At 37.4% G+C, this 17,119-nt stretch carries 16 protein-coding genes and 4 pseudogenes; 14 read left to right on the plus strand and 6 right to left on the minus strand.

All coding sequences use genetic code 11. The features are described 5' to 3' along the window. Nucleotides 1-549 precede the first annotated feature (549 nt). The 9 genes from PR833_RS11145 to PR833_RS11185 all read left to right on the plus strand — a co-directional run bounded on the left by PR833_RS11145 (nucleotide 550) and on the right by PR833_RS11185 (nucleotide 9,614). A complete protein-coding gene (locus PR833_RS11145) occupies nucleotides 550-1,077 on the plus strand; it encodes a fimbrial protein (RefSeq protein ID WP_004919941.1) in 528 nt (175 codons plus the stop codon). Between the two features lie 80 nt (nucleotides 1,078-1,157). Next, nucleotides 1,158-1,886, plus strand: a complete 729-nt coding sequence (locus tag PR833_RS11150; protein WP_004919944.1) for a fimbrial biogenesis chaperone — start codon at nucleotides 1,158-1,160, stop codon at nucleotides 1,884-1,886. 40 nt (nucleotides 1,887-1,926) lie between these two features. Further along, entirely contained in the window at nucleotides 1,927-2,418 is a 492-nt protein-coding gene (locus PR833_RS11155; protein WP_223854776.1) for a fimbrial protein, read from the plus strand. A gap of 21 nt (nucleotides 2,419-2,439) precedes the next feature. Beyond that, on the plus strand, nucleotides 2,440-2,970 hold the full coding sequence (locus tag PR833_RS11160) for a fimbrial protein (protein ID WP_014658389.1): 531 nt from the start codon (nucleotides 2,440-2,442) through the stop codon (nucleotides 2,968-2,970). Nucleotides 2,971-2,989: 19 nt separating this feature from the next. Then, nucleotides 2,990-3,739: a fimbrial biogenesis chaperone gene (locus PR833_RS11165; protein WP_014658390.1), complete on the plus strand. Its 750-nt coding sequence runs from the start codon at nucleotides 2,990-2,992 to the stop codon at nucleotides 3,737-3,739. Continuing rightward, a complete protein-coding gene (locus PR833_RS11170) occupies nucleotides 3,730-4,479 on the plus strand; it encodes a fimbrial biogenesis chaperone (RefSeq protein ID WP_272526109.1) in 750 nt (249 codons plus the stop codon). The genes PR833_RS11165 and PR833_RS11170 overlap by 10 nt, the downstream gene beginning before the upstream one ends. Beyond that, nucleotides 4,476-7,043 (plus strand): fimbria/pilus outer membrane usher protein, encoded by a 2,568-nt coding sequence (locus tag PR833_RS11175; RefSeq protein WP_061064026.1) that lies wholly within the window; start codon nucleotides 4,476-4,478, stop codon nucleotides 7,041-7,043. Before PR833_RS11170 ends, PR833_RS11175 begins: the two co-directional genes overlap by 4 nt. 14 nt (nucleotides 7,044-7,057) lie before the next feature. Further along, nucleotides 7,058-8,119 (plus strand): hypothetical protein, encoded by a 1,062-nt coding sequence (locus tag PR833_RS11180; protein ID WP_223854778.1) that lies wholly within the window; start codon nucleotides 7,058-7,060, stop codon nucleotides 8,117-8,119. Nucleotides 8,120-8,558: 439 nt separating this feature from the next. After that, complete coding sequence (locus PR833_RS11185; RefSeq protein ID WP_014655981.1) at nucleotides 8,559-9,614, plus strand: hypothetical protein; 1,056 nt, start codon at nucleotides 8,559-8,561, stop codon at nucleotides 9,612-9,614. A gap of 140 nt (nucleotides 9,615-9,754) precedes the next feature. On the opposite strand, the pseudogene PR833_RS20430 reads toward PR833_RS11185, so the two are convergent. After that, a pseudogene (locus tag PR833_RS20430) lies at nucleotides 9,755-9,880 on the minus strand (IS481 family transposase); the annotation flags it as partial. A gap of 317 nt (nucleotides 9,881-10,197) precedes the next feature. Continuing rightward, nucleotides 10,198-10,833, minus strand: coding sequence for a GrpB family protein (locus PR833_RS11190; protein WP_014655982.1), 636 nt, complete (start codon nucleotides 10,831-10,833; stop codon nucleotides 10,198-10,200). A 424-nt stretch (nucleotides 10,834-11,257) separates the two neighbouring features. Between PR833_RS11190 and PR833_RS11195 the strand changes: the two are divergent. Continuing rightward, nucleotides 11,258-12,179 (plus strand): annotated as a pseudogene (locus PR833_RS11195) (ISNCY family transposase). A gap of 16 nt (nucleotides 12,180-12,195) precedes the next feature. Here PR833_RS11195 and PR833_RS11200 read toward each other — a convergent pair. Further along, complete coding sequence (locus PR833_RS11200) at nucleotides 12,196-12,840, minus strand: glutathione S-transferase family protein (protein ID WP_272526110.1); 645 nt, start codon at nucleotides 12,838-12,840, stop codon at nucleotides 12,196-12,198. A gap of 607 nt (nucleotides 12,841-13,447) precedes the next feature. On the opposite strand from PR833_RS11200, the gene PR833_RS11205 reads away from it, so the two are divergent. Next, on the plus strand, nucleotides 13,448-13,684 hold the full coding sequence (locus PR833_RS11205) for a hypothetical protein (protein WP_272526111.1): 237 nt from the start codon (nucleotides 13,448-13,450) through the stop codon (nucleotides 13,682-13,684). Nucleotides 13,685-13,687: 3 nt separating this feature from the next. Further along, the gene (locus PR833_RS11210; protein ID WP_272526112.1) at nucleotides 13,688-14,437 is read left to right on the plus strand and encodes an SDR family oxidoreductase; all 750 of its coding nucleotides are present in this window, start codon (nucleotides 13,688-13,690) and stop codon (nucleotides 14,435-14,437) included. A 230-nt stretch (nucleotides 14,438-14,667) separates the two neighbouring features. Here the strand turns inward: PR833_RS11210 and PR833_RS11215 are convergent, their stop codons facing one another. After that, entirely contained in the window at nucleotides 14,668-15,264 is a 597-nt protein-coding gene (locus PR833_RS11215; protein ID WP_272526113.1) for a hypothetical protein, read from the minus strand. Nucleotides 15,265-15,284: 20 nt separating this feature from the next. Here PR833_RS11215 and PR833_RS11220 point away from each other — a divergent pair, with 20 nt between their 5' ends. Then, complete coding sequence (locus PR833_RS11220) at nucleotides 15,285-15,467, plus strand: hypothetical protein (RefSeq protein ID WP_272526114.1); 183 nt, start codon at nucleotides 15,285-15,287, stop codon at nucleotides 15,465-15,467. Nucleotides 15,468-15,472: 5 nt separating this feature from the next. Then, a pseudogene (locus PR833_RS11225) lies at nucleotides 15,473-15,751 on the plus strand (tyrosine-type recombinase/integrase); the annotation flags it as partial. A gap of 48 nt (nucleotides 15,752-15,799) precedes the next feature. On the opposite strand, the gene PR833_RS11230 reads toward PR833_RS11225, so the two are convergent. Then, nucleotides 15,800-16,126 carry a hypothetical protein gene (locus tag PR833_RS11230; protein WP_272526115.1) on the minus strand — a complete coding sequence of 109 codons (327 nt, stop codon included), beginning with the start codon at nucleotides 16,124-16,126 and terminating at the stop codon, nucleotides 15,800-15,802. Nucleotides 16,127-16,131: 5 nt separating this feature from the next. Beyond that, nucleotides 16,132-16,425, minus strand: a pseudogene (locus PR833_RS20435) (hypothetical protein); the annotation flags it as partial. Between the last annotated feature and the right edge of the window lie 694 nt (nucleotides 16,426-17,119).

Raw genomic sequence — 17,119 nt, forward strand, 5'->3', positions numbered from 1 at the left:
TGATAATTTTTTAAGTCAAATCATTTTAAAGTTAAAAGATTAAAAATGTCTTTTTATTCATATGATTATTGTTCATTGGTGGTGGTGCGCACAATATGAGCAAGTTAAGTGGGTGTTAAATTATAGTTAAGAACAACTATAGGGACAATTGAACGTTTAACTCTCATTTTTAATGAAGAATATTTAACGATTGAATTATTAAAAATAAAAGACAATTACATTTGCTTACTCACTGCATGAATATTCACTCTAGAAAAAAATTTTTTTTGGATTAGAATCTTCGCCAATCCCGTTAATTAAGTAAGTTAAGTTTTTTTCAATTAATTAAACGTGGATGTCAATATGGAAATATGAGTGTATATGGAAAACATGAATTTAGAGTTTAAAAATAAATTTCTTTAAAAGAAAACAGGAAAAGAATCGATCAGCCTATTCATTAAGTTGAAATCAATTCATTTCTATTTAAGTCCTGCGATTAAAAAGGGTGTTGTAATCGTAGGATAAATATTAACTTACACCCAATTATTAATAAATATTTAAGGTCTTATTATGTTTAATCAAAAAAATATGATTGCTCTATGTGTTGCTGCTGGCTTAGGATTCGCTGGTGCTGCTTCTGCAGGTCAAAACGCTCAAGTAAATGTTTCAGGTCAAATCGCAGCTGCAACCTGTGATTTAAGTGTTAGCAATCCTAATATTGACTTAGGTACTCACATTTCTGCGGATATTACAGCAGCTGGTGATATTGCTTCAAGTGCAAAAGACTTCACTCTACAATTAACTAATTGTAGCAAAGATCAAACCGGTGCATCAGTTCAATTATTTGCTAAAGGAACTGCATTGGACGCGAATGGTGATTACTTCAACAACACTGCAAATGCAACTGTTGGTGTTAAATTAACTGCTGATTCTAAACCAGTTAAACCTAACACAAGTGTTGATTTAACTTCTGTGACTGGATTAGCTCAAGGTTCTTCTGCTTCAATCGCAATGAACGTTGGCTTATATTCAACAGTAGGAACTCCTGCTTCACAACGCATTGATGCTCCAATTACATTCTCTGTAAGCTACGAATAATAATTATTTAAATGAGATGGCAGAAATGGCCATCTCATTTATTACTTGTTACTTAATAGAATGACTATTGGAGATAAATTATGAATTTGATGTCAACTATCAGATACTCAATAATTGGAATGATGATATTTGGTCTTGAAATTACAGGACTATCAGCTGCTGGGGTAGGCCTTAATACTACTCGAATTGTTTTTCCACAAAATAGCCAATCTATTCCGGTAACTGTTCGCAATAGTACAGAGAACGAAGAATATCTGGTTCAGGTATATTTAACGAAAACACCTAGTGATTCTACCCAAGAGAAGGTATTTGATATTCTTCCTCCTATGCTCTATTTGAAGCCGGGACAACAGCGAGATGTTCGTATTACTGAAACCTCTAGCTCAATGAATTTACCGAAAGATCGTGAATCAATTTATTACTTACATGCAAGAGCAATCGCACGCAGTGAAAAAAATTCAGAGTTGGATGTTTCAAATATGAAAGGTGATGTAAAAATTGCAATAGAAAATGTGATTAAAGTATTTTATCGCCCAACTGGGTTAGTTCAGACTTCTGATAAAGCACAAGAAAGTTTGACGTTTTCAGCAGTTCAAGGCGGTGTGCAAGTCACAAACAACTCTCCTTATTATATTACATTAGCATCTTTAAAAGTTGGTAATAAGCATATAGATATTTCAGCTAAAAAGAACAACACGATGGTGGCGCCTTTTAGCAATATAATTTATCCGACAACTGTGAATACAGGCCCAATCACTTGGGTAACTATTAATGATTTAGGGGGCTATGTTGAACATACGAAACCATAAATTATCCACCTTAGTCGCATGTTTATTAATGGCTTCTACAATGCAATCTTTTGCAGGAAATAAACTAGAAATACTTGCAGATATACAAAGTATTGGTGAATGTGACATTGAGGTAACGCCATCAAATATCGAAATGACTCGTCGTCCTGTTGTCGGAGATTTTAGATTAAATGATGCTGTAGATATTACGCCAATAAAACTTTCATACCAATGTCGAGATTATGAAACAACGGTGATGCCCGAAGTAATGGTAACAGGTGATGTATCAAATGACCCTAATCTATTTTTAACAGAGAACCCTGCTGGAGCAAAAGGGGTTGGTTTTATGCTGAAAAATGGCGAAGTGTCAGAGTTGGTAGGGTTCTACTCTAAGGGAAAAACCTTAAAAAATAATGAAAGCTTTTATTTACCTGCTGGAAGTACAAAAGGTTCTTTACCAATGACCATCGGATTTGTACGTCAAGCAGACAATAGCACCGTTACAGCGGGTTCTGCAAAAGCATCAATTTTATTAACCGTTGTAATGCCATAATTCAAAAAAGAGGATACCAATGTGCTGCGGTTAATTTTATCTTTTGTATCGATTGTATTCTGCCAATCAGTATTAGCACAAGTGAATACTGTTGCTGTCGATTTTGAAGCGACTTTTTATAAAAAGACTTGTGAAGTTGATGTTTCAGAAGCTGTGATTGATTACAAAAAAGTTTCACCAGTTGATATTGTCAAAAACGATTCTGGTGAAACCACAAAGTTAAATCGAGATATAACTTTGAAGCTAGCAAAATGTACAAATGTTAGCGATTTATCTAAAAGCAAAATTTTTGTATCTGGACAAACAGAAATTTTCAATGGAAAACCTTTATTCAAAGAAAGTGGAACCTCAAAAGGTGTCGGTATTAAGTTATTAGTTAATAACATTGCGAAAACAGATGGTGATGTTCTTTTCCGGCTTAACTCTAGTAATGCTATCGGTGATACCTTTACAGTGACAACAGCATTATCTTGCGGTGAATGTAACGATACGAATCAAATAACAAAAGGTAGTTTTAAAGCGTCAATGATATTCACCGTACTCACTGACTAGCTAATCTAGGATATATAATATGCGTAGAATCATATTTTCATTATTTTGTTTGGTTGGTACTTTAATTTTATTAACAGACTTATCTTCTAATGCTTATGCAGGGCTACTATTAGAACAAACAAGAATTATTTGGAATGGTGATTCAACGCAAGAATCCATTACCTTAAAAAACGATAGTGACAGTGTATATTTAGTTCAATCAGGGGTGTTTGATACGCCTATTGGGCAGAAAGAATCAGGCGTATTTTTAGTTACACCACCACTATATCGATTGAATCCAAATAGTCAGCAGGCAATGAAAATTTTGCCTGAAGAAAAGATAACTCAACTGCCTAAAGATAAAGAATCCTTATTTTATTTTAGTGTTATTGGTATACCAGGTGTTACAACTAACAATAATGAAGAACAGGTGGCAAAGTTATCGATAGGTACACGTTTAGTTATAAAACTATTTTATCGCCCCAATGGATTAACACAATCAAGTGAAGATGCAATTAAAGGGCTACAGTTTTATTTACATAAAAAGAATGTATGTATAGAAAATCCATCTCCATATCATATAACATTAAGCTCTCTAAAAATAAATAATAAACAGTATCCGAAAATATCTGGAGTAATAATTCCACCCAAAAGCAGATACTTAATAAACAATACTGGTGAAGTAAATCAGTCGAGTAAAATAGTATGGAAAGCAGTTAATGATTATGGTGGTGATAGTGAAGATAATACGGCTTCACTAATATTAGGCGAGAGGAAAACATGTCAATAGTTAAAAAAATCATTATTTTAATTGTTTCTTTTGTTTATTATATGGGATCGTCTTTCGCAAATACCGATATCATGAATGGTTTGTTATTTTCACCTGAACGTATAGTTTATAAAGAATCGGAAAAAAATGGTGTTTCAACCATGTTAGAGAATGCGAATAGCGAGGCAATACTCGTCCAGTCTCAAATCATTGCTGCAAATGAAAAAACGTTGAAGCCACTGATTAATAAAGAATCAGATATTTTTTTAATCACACCGCCATTACATCGTTTAGATAGTGGCGTTCGCTATAGTTGGAAAATACAACGGGTTGCTGATGGCAATTTAGCAAAAGATAGAGAAAGTGTATTTTATGTTTCATTAAGAATTATTCCAGAAGTATCAGATAAGAACACCTCGGAGTTTATTGTTACTCCAACACTCTATTTAAAAATGCTTTATCGACCTAAAGCAATTGAAGAATTACGGATTGACAAGGAAGTGGAAAAAATGCGTTTTTCTATAAATAAAAATAAACTGACGATCAAAAACCCGTCAGCTCTTTCAATAACATTGACCTCATTAACTATTGGTTCATATAAAGTGCCAATGAAATTAATTGATGACAGTATTCCTCCATTTAGTGAAAACCAAATTGAATTACCTCAATCTGTTTCTGGTGAGGTTACTTGGCAATCTTTAAATGAATATGGATTAATAACAAAACTGAGCACTGGCGTATTGGATGAGAGTATATTATGAACAACAGAATATTTATCTTAAAACCTATCTCAATAGCGCTTATGTTTTGTCTGTTTGGGGGGGTAACTAGTGCTGAGCCTTATTTTGATCCCGCTCTTTTAAACCTGCCGGCAGGAACAGATAAAGATAGTATCGATTTATCTGTATTTGCACGTTCTGATACAGTAGCTCCTGGTCGTTACATAGTTACTATGAAAATAAATAAAGAGGAGATAGGCCAGAAGGAAATATATTTCACACAAGATGGTGAAGGTAACATTGTTCCTGAATTTACTCCCGCTATGTTAGAGGAGTTCGGCGTAAATATTCAAGGTAATTCTATATTGAAAGGAATGCCTGCGACTCACAAAATTACCTCTCTATCATCGGTAATAGAAAATGCACAAGTTCAATTCGATGTTTCAAAATTAACACTAAATTTAAATATCCCGCAAATCTCTATGAACCAGAAGGCTAGAGGTGCTGTACCGATAGAGCTTCTTGACCAAGGTTTACCTGGCCTGATATTAAACTATCAAGTCAGTGGGAGCCGACAAGAATTTACGGGTGGAATTGGCGGTAAAACAAAAAATAACTCTATTTTTGCCAACATTACAGGCGGATTAAATCTTGGTGCGTGGCGTTTACGTTCCCAATATTTTTACCTTGAAAATGAAAATAAATTTGACGGTAAGACGGTACGTAATCACCAAAGTGATTTTAATAACACAACCGTTTCAAGGGATATTCAGCACTTAAGTTCTGAAATTGTAATGGGTGAAACGAGCACACTCAATGATGTACTTGACAGTGTCCCAGTAAAAGGGGTTCGTTTATTATCCAATGAGCAGATGTTAGCACGAGGTGATAGGGGATTTGCGCCACAAATTAGAGGCGTTGCATCATCTAATTCCCGCATAACTATAAGCCAAAATGGTAATACCATATACCAAACATACGTTGCACCAGGACCATTTGTGATTAATGACCTTTATCCAACAGGTACAGCTGGGGACTTGGAGGTTTCAATTCATGAGGAAGATGGCTCTGTTCGAGTATTCACTCAAGCATTCTCATCATTGCCCGTAATGCAACGAGCTGGAACATTTAAATATGAAGTTGCGGCGGGTCAATACAATGGTGGCATAACCGATGGTAATAAAAAAAGTAATTTCTTGATGGGGACACTCATATACGGATTACCCAAAGCGGTCACATTGTATACCGGTTTTTTAGGGGCTAATCATTACTGGACTGGTATTGTTGGTACAGGTTTCTCATTAGGTTCATTTGGTGCCATGTCAATCGATGCTACCCATGCCTATGCCACAATTAGAAATGAAGATAAGCAAGGTCAATCCTTCAGACTTCGTTACTCAAAGAACTTATCTGATTTTGGTACATCTATTGACTTGACCGCGTTGAGGTACTCAACAAAAGACTATTATAGCTTTTCAGACTTTAACCATGCAGGTTATCGTTTGAAAGATAATGTTGCACCGTGGTTAAACGGACGTCAACGTAGTAGCTTTCAATCTTATATAAACCAATCTCTTGGTAAATGGGGTTCAATTTATTTTAGAGGTATGCGTAGTGATTATTGGGGACGTAAAGATACGATAACGACCTTAGGGATTGGTTATAGCGGTTTCTATAAAGGTTTATCTTATGGTATTGATTACAGTATTAGCCGTACACAAGGTGACGGAAACTGGCCTGAAAACCGCCAAATTAGCTTCAACGTTAGCGTGCCATTTAGTCTGTTTTCAAATAATAAAAATATTGAAAATATTAGTAGCAGCTTCCAGATAAGCCACGACAATAGCGGAAGAACCTACCAACAGCTTGGTGTTAATGGGCAGTTACTAGATAATAAGTTTACTTACCAATTAAGCGAAAGTGGTGATAACCGAGACCAAAAATTATCCAGTTCGGTTAACGTCGGTTATCAAGGAAGTAAAGGATATGTGGGAGGCGGATACAGTTATAGTCGCGAAAGTCAGCTAACTTACGCGAATGGAAATGGTGCTGCCGTCATTCACCCTGGTGGGGTTACATTGGGTCAGTTCATTGGTAATTCTGCTGCTGTAGTGTATGCGCCAGATGCTGCGGGAACAAGTATCAATAATGGGATGGCCGTTATTGACTCTCGGGGTTACGCTATTGTGCCTAATATGATGGAATACAGCCAAAATATTATTAATCTAGATATTAATACATTACCAACAGATGTTGAAAGTAAAGAAACATCCGTTAATGTGTATCCAACAAAAGGCGCTTTAGTTAAAACTCAGTTTAATACCTTGAAAGGGTATCAGGCGATGCTCACCTTAACGGGTCCAAAAACTATTCCAATGGGAGCTGTAGCATCACTACAACAATCAGAACAAGATAGTTCTAGTTTAATATCAGGAATTGTTGGTGAAAATGGTCGTGTATATATAAGCGGGTTACCTGAAAAAGGGACATTATCAGTAGTATGGGGAAGAGCAAACTCTGAGCAATGTCAAGTTCCATTTGATATGAGTAAGTCGACTGAAAACACCTACTCGTCGCTGCGTAATTTAACTGTTACATGCCAATAACTAATTTGAGTAATATGATGAAAAAAATTTTATTCGCAATCATTTTGACAAGTATAACAATGTCATCATTAGCCGCAAACGTTAAGGTGTTCAATGGGCGTGGCTTAGTTGGAGTGTTTGGGAATTACACTGCAAAAAACAAAATGGTAACATACGGTAACGTTGGAGATTCTTATTTCTATGTTACATTAACCAATTCTTTCAATGGTTCATATAACCTTTGCTATCAAGCCGCTCTAATGCAAATTGATGGTATTTACGGAATACCAATTAGTAATGATCTAATGCTAGTGCCTGAGTTTACTTTTACAGATGAGCGAAGAAAGGGATTAATTTATCCTCGGCCTGCCCCATTCGATATAGTAACAGGGCATTTCAATGGCTGGGGTTCAGGTACAAATCAATTTCCATGGTATCGGAATTGTATTTTTGAACCTTATCAAACAACGCCAGAAACTATTATCGAACATGAGGTTTTCCTAACAGGTCGCTTGCTAGTATATGGTACTGGGAATCAAAAAAGTGGTACGTATTATTTAAAAGATAATATAGGCACCTCGATCAAAGACTGGCGTAATCTTAATGAAGGGTCATGGGTAAAATTAGTAGATAAAGCGGATCCCATCAATGTCACTGTTTCTGGGCTAACATGCAGCTTGCAGACCCCGAATAAAATTAATTTTGGTATTCAAGATTCGAATGCAGCAGCAGGTACTCTATTAGCATCTGTTCAACGTCCGATAGCCATAAGTTGTAGTCAATTTAAGGATCAAGTTGATGCATATATTGGAATATCTGCTAACGTTAAACCCGAGTACTATTCAGGGAATAATTACGACGTTAATTTAATTAATTCAAGTAATCGAGCTGCTGCGTATGTAAAATTATTTGTTCACCACAATGGGGCTAAATTACCGATACGTTTAGACCAGACTATGGTCGAGCTTGGTCGTATTAAAGCAAATGAAAACAATGTCAATATAACGAAAACTCTTGAATATGAGTTATATTCAAAGGGGGCAGGGATAACCGGTTTAGCACGTGGTTCCGTAGAACTTTCGGTTATTATGCGTTAAGCTTATCGTAAGTTAATTTTAAAATTAATTATAGTTCATCAATAATTATGACGGTAAATTTAATACTGTGATTAATCCTAAAGAAAAGTATGTTGAATATCGAGATAAAATCCTTGATGGTATTAATTATCCGCTAAACCATTTATGTCAATATATGTAACTTAGATGCATATATTGACTTTGCCGCATTGAGATAATCTACAAAAAGACGACGATAGTTTTTCATAATTTAACCATACGGATTATCGTTTGAAAGATAATGTAGCATTGTGGTTAAACGTATATCAATACAGTAGTAATCAATCTTATATAATTGATTACTTGGAAAATGGGATTCAATTTATTTTAAAAGTATACATAGAGATTATTGAGGGCGTAAAGATATGATAATAATCTTAGGAGTTGATCATAGCGGTTTCTATGACATTAGGGTAATATGATGAAAAAGATTTTATTAGCAATCATTTTGACAAGTATAACTTTGCCAACATTAGCTGCGGACGTTAAGGTATTTAATGGTCGTGGTTTAGTTGGAGTATTTGGTAATTACTCTTCATCACATTCAAAAGTTAATACAACTGATAATATCGGTGAAATAGTTCCGTATGTTTCATTAACCAACTATTACAATGGCTCATACAACCAATGTCATCTGAATAGTCTGATGGAAATTGATGGTATATATGGAATGCCAATCAGTAATGACCTAATGCTAGTTCCTGAGTTTACTTTTACGGATAGACGAACAAGAATTGACTGGCCTTACCGAGAGATCGATACTGTAACAGGGCATTTCAATGGTTGGGGTTCTGGTACGAATCAATTTCCACATTCTAGAAACTGTATTTTTGAACCTTATCAAACAACGCCTGAAATTAGTATACAACATAATGTATATACAACGGGTCGTTTGCTAATATATGGCACTGGGAATCAAAAAGGTGGCACATATCACTTAAAACACGATATAGGTACCTCTGTTAAAGACTGGCGTACCCTTTATGAAGGGAATTGGAAGATGCTAGTATCCAAAACAGAAGCGATAAATATCACTGTTTCTGGGCTAACATGCAGCTTGCAGACTCCGAATAAAATTAATTTTGGTATTAACGATTCTAGTGCAGCCAACGGTACTTTATTAGCTTCCGTTCAACGCCCTATGACGATAAATTGTAGCCAATTTAAGGATCAAGTTGACGCATATATCGGAATTTCAGCTAACGTTAAACCAGAGTTCTATTCTGGTAATGCTTTTGATGTCAATTTAAATAACGCAAGTAATCAAGCTGCTGCGTATGTAAAATTATTTGTGCACCACAATGGGGCTAAATTACCAATACGTTTAGACCAGACTATAGTCGAGCTTGGTCGTATTAACGCAAATGAAAACAATGTCAATATAACGAAAACTCTTGAATATGAGTTATATTCAAAGGGGGCAGGGATAACCGGTTTAGCACGTGGTTCCGTAGAACTTTCGGTTATTATGCGTTAAGCTTATCGTAAGTTGATTTTAAAATTAATTATAGTTCATCAATAATCAGGACGTTAAGTTAATACTATGACTAACCCTAAAGTTTATTTACTCGGTATAGCCGATGTACAGGATTTTCGTAACATCCGATTGTGTGTCACTCAGAACCTCGGCTGACACTTAACCTTAAAAACCAAGCTTATTTTTTAACACTTCATACCGTGTTTTACCAGCATGAGCTGAGTGGGGCGATGATAATTATAAAATACCTCCCATTCAGCTAATTTTAAAGCTCGCGACTACTGAGCCACCAGTTACACCGGATGGCCGTGTACTGCATTCAGAAGTCGAACTTCGTTATAAAGACGGAAATGTGCAGGAAGATTTCACAAAGAAATATGGTATTGCATCAGTGTCTGAAGGTGATCCTTTTGACAAAGGATTTATGCATCAACTGAGTAGTTGCAGATTATTGTAGAAGCGTAATGCTAATGTCTAATAATAGGAACCATTCTTTATGCAATAAATCCGCTAAAATAGCTGACGATTGACCTATATCTTGCTTATCAAATTGATGAATAACTCTATGCATGCATTCCGCTTTTTAGCTATTTTTTTGTAAATGGGTAAATAGCTTTGCATAAATCTTTTGAATAGTATCATTTTTCTTTTGATTGTAATCCATCATTGTATTAACACCTTCTTTTGCTTTCATTTTGCTGACGGCATAGGTAGCAAGATCGTCAGGGTGGGTCATTAGCCAATCACGGAATAACTGATGACGTAAATGTTCAGGGCAGCCAGGTGCAAATACATGTAAATTAACCTGTGGTTTATCAAGGTATAGCATTCGGTGTTCATACCAAGATGGTTCGCGAATTGTATGAACATACCCCAAGGCAGTTAGTTGAGGGATATAACGGTTCTCAGCAGTAGGATCCTCAACGATTAAGTCAATATCAATAATAGGTTTAGCTGCTAGATTTGGAACCGCAGTTGAGCCAATATGGTCAATATGTAGTGCTGCTTCGCCTAGTGCGGCTTGGATACGTGCTTTTTCTTGTATAAAAAGTGTTGCCCAAATAGGATCATAGTCACGGATCTCAATTTTAAGTGTAGGTGGTTTTCCTAAAACCCATGGGTTTTCATTCGGGTCACCATCTTCAAATTTCATTACAGCACAGATATCTTCGGGAGATAACGTATCTAATGAGGCTCTTTTTGTATTAAATTGTGTCATATCTTTGTTTATTCGTAATAAATGCTGTGAAATCGGGTTGTTGCATGGTTACGCAATGAATTCCGCCACCACCAATAACAATATTACCGGCAAACGTATTTACGTGGTAGGGTAGTAAAAATATATATAAGCATACACTAATACTAGGAGCACTGGTTAAACTACCAGTAGCTATTTCGCATAGTAAATCAGGAGGTAATGATAGTGATAATGAGGCTATTTATAAAGTTATTAGCTCTCACATTCTATTTAACATAATACACATTATGCGAACCTTGGTTGTAATAGCAAAGTTGTAATGTCCGCTCTGGGCTAAGTTAAGATGTCCGTCACGTAGGCTCACCATTAAGGGGTTCACATGACGGCTTATAGAGCGGAGTTTTTTACCTTGGAAGATGTTAAACGACTAAAAGTGATCTAGGATGTGATTGACCAGCGCCTGCCAACCAAAATGGCAGCACAACGATTAGGCATATCTGCTCGCCAATGCCGACGGCTATTAGTTCGCTATCGTGAGGATGGTCCTTTAGGGATTGCCAACCAACGACGCGGTAAACCAAGCAATAATCAGCTTCCCTCTGGATTATCTGAATATGCACTCACGATTATTCGGGAACATTATCATGACTTTGGTCCAACTTTAGCTTGTGAAAAGCTGGCTGAGCAACATGATGTTTATCTATCCAAAGAAACTGTTCGAACACTCATGATTAAAGCCGGTTTGTGGGTTCCTCGTAAACAACGAGCCCCTAAAATCCAGCAACCTCGCTACCGAAGAGCCTGTACTGGAGAGCTTATCCAAATTGATGGTTGTGACCACCATTGGTTTGAAGATCGCGCGCCAGCTTGTACGGCTTTAGTTTATGTTGATGATGCAACAAGTGCTTTGATGCAATTAAGATTTGTTAAATCTGAATCCACCTTTAGTTATTTTGAAGCAACCCGTGGCTATATAGAAAAACATGGCAAACCCCTTGCCTTGTACAGTGACAAAGCGAGTATTTTTCGAGAATACATTGATGTTTGGCATTATCCCGATGGGCGAAAAGAGATCCGCTTAAATGGTGGCGTTCTCCCCTATTCTATTTATGATCGGCTGTCAGAGGTTGACCAAGGCGCTATCGTTGATAATAAACGCTTAGGTCGCACATTAGAACTAGTAAAAATGGTTCAAGATAAGCGTGATAATACACACTCTCAAGCCGTTCCTGCGGGCAATGGTTCATCTCGAAGACATAAAAAACCGACAGAAAAAAACTCAACGCGCACTCAGTAATGACGATATGCTTGAGGCTTTAACAAAACTTCAGACTCGTTCAGAAGAAATATTTGGAAGCAAAGTTTAAAATAATATTATGTGTACTATTTTGCTGGTTTGAGTTCATCATACGAAATAGCGACATGCTCACGATATGCAGGCCTATTAAGAATACGCTTATAATAAGCTTCTATATGTGGTAGTGATTTTCTTTTTATATCAATATCATAATAACGATATAAAACATGTCCAAATTGGATGTCTGCCAATGAAAAATGTTTACACGCGAGGTAATTCCTGACAGCTAATATCTCTTCGGCAATGATTAAATTATTTTCAAATTGGTCAATTGCCAATCTAATTGCTTCTACATCTTGCAATTCATTTGGTGTACGAGCGACGCGCCAAAAGATGGGAGCGGTAAATGCCAGTGCAATATTTAACTTTGACCATTCCATCCAACGATCAACTTCGGTTCTCGCCAGTAAATCATCAGGCCAGAAATACCCTGTTGCATATTGATTAGCAAGATATCTCAATATCGCGCCTGTTTCCCATAATGGAGGATTACAACCATCTTGTAGAACAGGAACAGTACGGTTTGGATTCAAACGATAAAATTCGTCAGTGTCAGTTCCACCATAACGATGCCCAACATCATGTCTCTGATAAGGTAATCCTAACTCTCCAATACACCACATAAGTGCTTGTACGTTAGATGATGTTTTACGACCCCAGACCGTTAACAATGTATTTCTCCAGAAGATAATCCGACATATCCATTAATAATACAGGTATAAATCAGGACATTTCAACTTTGCTGAGAGGCGGACACCTTAACTTAGCCTTGACATAAGTATGAAATGAGGAAATCCTGTGTTCTAGCTGGTTAATCGTGTTGGTTTATTTAGGCTTTAATTGCTGTTCTTATCTCTTGATCTATTTCATCTAAAAGTGTCGCCAATTTAAAATACTCAGAAATATTGCTGATTTTAGACAAAAGCAGATTGTTAGTTTCTTCAGTAAGTGATATAAGCGTTATCAACAAGATTAAGTAACTAGTTGACTGATAGCCCGTAGTTATCCTGAGACTACCCCTGTAGTACAGCACGGGGGTTTTAGAGTTCAACCATACCTTTCAATGAAAATTAAGGTCAACTGACGAGAATAAACCCCAAAACCCCAAAAAAAATCAATGGCACTGTCCGCTTTTTAGTAAGAAGCTTAGGTTTGAAAACAACCCCAATGTTTTTGCCATTAATACGCGTTTCTAATGCGAGGGCTGGCTACTCTATTTGGTGCCTTTACTTACTAATACGCATCTCGAACAACGCATTGTGATTGGTTCATTGATTTTTGCGCTCTACTTTGAGTATTTTGCTCGATCGTCTTGCACCAGAAAGCTATCGAGGGGCTTATTTAGGCGCCTCAACTCTGGTCGTACTCGGTCTGTCTTTGGGGCCATTTGTAGGTGGAGCACTCTTAGAGTGGTCGGGTAAGGGGGTGTTCGCCATGATGGCTCTGTTTTGCCTGTGTATTACTGTTTTGATACTGATAAATAAGCAAAAAATAAAACTCAGACTGAGAGAATAGAGCATGAATGATAAAATTACCCTGATCACTGGTGGTGATCGCGGAATTGGCCGAGCAACTGCCCTCTATTTGGCAAAGAAGGGACATAAAATTTGCGTTGGATATCGAGTACGTGAAGCCAATGCACGCGAAGTCGTAGAACGAATACAGCATGCCGGTGGTAAAGCTATCGCTATACAAGCTGACATATCCGAGGAAGAGCAAATTATTTCATTATTCAAACAGATAGATAAAGAGCTTGGCCCCATTTCTGGATTAGTAAACAATGCCGGAATGCTGATGCCTCAAGCTTCAATAGAACAACTGAATGCTCAGCGTTTGGCTAAGCTATTTGCTACCAATGTCAGCGGAAGCTTCATCTGCGCACGAGAAGCGATTAAACGGATGGCATTTCGTCATGGTGGCCAGGGCGGTGCCATCGTGAACGTATCTTCAGCAGCATCACGTCTTGGTGCGCCTCACGAATATGTAGATTATGCAGCTTCAAAAGGCGCGATTGATACCCTTACTATCGGTTTGTCTTTAGAAGTTGCTGCTCAAGGCATTCGTGTTAATGCCGTTCGTCCCGGGTTTATTTATACCGATATGCATGCTGACGGTGGTGAAGCCACACGCGTTGATCGAGTTAAAAATGACTTACCGATGAAGCGCGGTGGTCAACCTGAAGAAGTCGCTCAAGCTATAGCATGGTTATTATCAGATGAGGCCTCGTATGTAACAGGTAGCTTTATTGAATTAGCAGGAGGAAAATGAGGACACTGTTGTAAATAAAGAGATTAAGTTGAGTTTTTCGGCTGTGCTTATTGCAAATAATAAATAAAACTATTTCTCGTCACAATTTGATAAGTATTTCACGTAAATACCGCCTCTATGTTGAATACACGGGTCAGAAAGACGGGATAAAATGGAGTTCTTTGACCAAAACTCCGAGTTGTTCCCTCGCTCTATGCCAGCCCTTGTTATCACAGGTATTGATGGGAAAACTAGTCAAATGTCGCAATTAACCACGCAGAGCCTTTATATTCACCCGCTACGGCGTTGTTTCCTTGAATATGAATAGTTCTTAGATCTTTGATTTCGATTTTCAAATATTTATCGGTTTCGCCGGTTTTTTCATCGGTCATGGTCAAGTCGCTATAGATTTTATTATCACCATTTTGACTACTAATCATTGGTAGACGTTTCTTTGGGTCGCTGTCAGTGGCATAATCAAGACGTAGCTTCACCCTGGTTGAGGCTGAAAATTTACAGGTATAGGTGACTTTTTCTGTCACGACACTGTCATAATTTAAGGTATTTAAATGCCCATGACGTAAATTAACCGTACCAGCTTGCCCTGTACTGGTCATGGTGATACAAGAAGATCCTATGTTTAATTGAGAAGCAGCCAGCCGCATTGGTACTGATGAATCACTCAATGTCCACGATGTATGTTGCGGAGTGGTTCGCGATGCTGTAAAGGCGCGTACATAGCCACCAAGGCCCATCGCTGCAATAGACAACTGTCCATCAATAACACGGTCATTAATATAAAACCTCAACGTAATTGGAAATTGAACCGTAAAACCATTTGCATTCACTGTCTCCCCCTGGTTTTGCCATGACACAAAGGGTAGCGTTAATATTACCCCAGTTAATTAGTCAAAGACGCTTGGAACTTAAGTGGCGGCTCGCTGGCGCAAGGACTCTTGCCACGATAGTCACGACTCAGTACGGTGTCAAAATGAGCCGTTATCTTACCGGTAACTTAATGAAAGAGCTAGATATTATGAGTTGTCAGTAGGTGAAATATTGGTATATAACCCTGCCATTGATACCGCAGGGGCTGTGACGACAGTACAGCGCCAACATCGACCGGCCCTTAATCTTGATCGACTACCTGAACTCATTGCCCGTATCGATGCTTATAAAGGACGGGCCGTTACTCGCTTAGCGATCATGTTGAATTTATTAGTTTTCATTCGTTCGAGTGAACTTCGTTACGCTCGTTGGTCTGAGATTGATTTTGACAAAGCATTATGGACTATCCCTGCGGAGCGAAAGCCTATATCCGGTGTTAAGTCTTCAGCACCCCAAAAGTTGGACACCAACTTTGGGGTGGCTTTTTACTCATATTCAACTTTCTATTTGGTATAATGGTGACGCTTGCATTTTTTCCTTCATTTCATTATCCCAAAGGTCAACTATCCACTGTTTATTTATATGACCTTTTAATTTTATCGTGTTAACGATATTAACTAATGCGTTATAGCATATATTATAATCAGTTACAGATAATATTGAAAAATCTACTGATGAATCACAGTTATAAAAATCCATTACCTTATCTAGAACGTCTGGATAGGATTTTAATTCCTGCTCTAACTCATTGACTAAAATAGAAAGCCTAGGAGTTCCAAGCCCTACACCTAGCTTTTCTCCAAAATAAAAAATACCGGCCATATTAATTACCTCTCTAATAAAATTATTTTCTTTTTTTGTTCATTTGATAAAGTATTTAAATATTCTATCAGTTTAGCTTTATTTTGAGCATTTAAGGCTGTTGTATCTATTGGCACAATATCAGCTTTTCCTAGATGGTCAGTTATTTGTTTTACATTTCTGGACCAGTTATTATTTGCAACGTATTGATTAAATTTGAGTATTTCTTCTTGTTTTCCTGTGTTTGTTGTAAATAGAAAATCAACAGTTTTTCCTTCAGCGGGTCCGCTTTCAAAGACAAAATCGGCATTACTATTTTTTTGAGCGACTCTTAGTACTTTTCAATCATAAACAATGCTTCTACAGTCTTTCAAGTTTAAAAGCTGACTGAATCAAGCTAGATGCTGCTTTAATTAACAAAGGACATTGCTCAATATATTATGCTCTGGCCGTTCATGAATTTTTATTTTTCTCTATACAAAATAAAGTAGCACTTTTGAATTCGCATACTGTTATTGATGTAACCACAAATTCCTTCCCTACCGTTAGCATCGCGGCCGATCCACAATCCAGCCAGGCGCTTGTCTGGCTTCTCGGACAGTACATAGACCTTATTGTTGAATCGCTCTACGCTTGCCTTTGGCGTGCCTTCTGGAATGTTAAACGCACCCAGGTGCGCGTAGCTGTTCAGCCGCATAACCGTAATGCTGCCCTTTTCACCAGGTTCGAATACTGGTGAGGAAGTAAAGGAATTAATTTCAGGAATGCACCAGTTAATTAATAATAAAAATAAAATAATACAGTGGCAAAAAGAAAAATAGTATTTGGATCGTACAATGCACTCTATGTGTAAATTAGTCCGCTACCGTGCGGATGGTCTTTTAGGGATTGTGAATCAACGACGTGGTAAATACATTGATGCTTGATAACGATAGCAACTTTCGCTCACTACAAATAACTGGCAGGCAAAACGTACGCTGATATTCCGTATTTTGACAGCTTCTTGCGCCATCC

The sequence above is a fragment of the Providencia sp. PROV189 genome, from assembly GCF_028480065.1.
GTDB lineage: Bacteria > Pseudomonadota > Gammaproteobacteria > Enterobacterales > Enterobacteriaceae > Providencia > Providencia stuartii.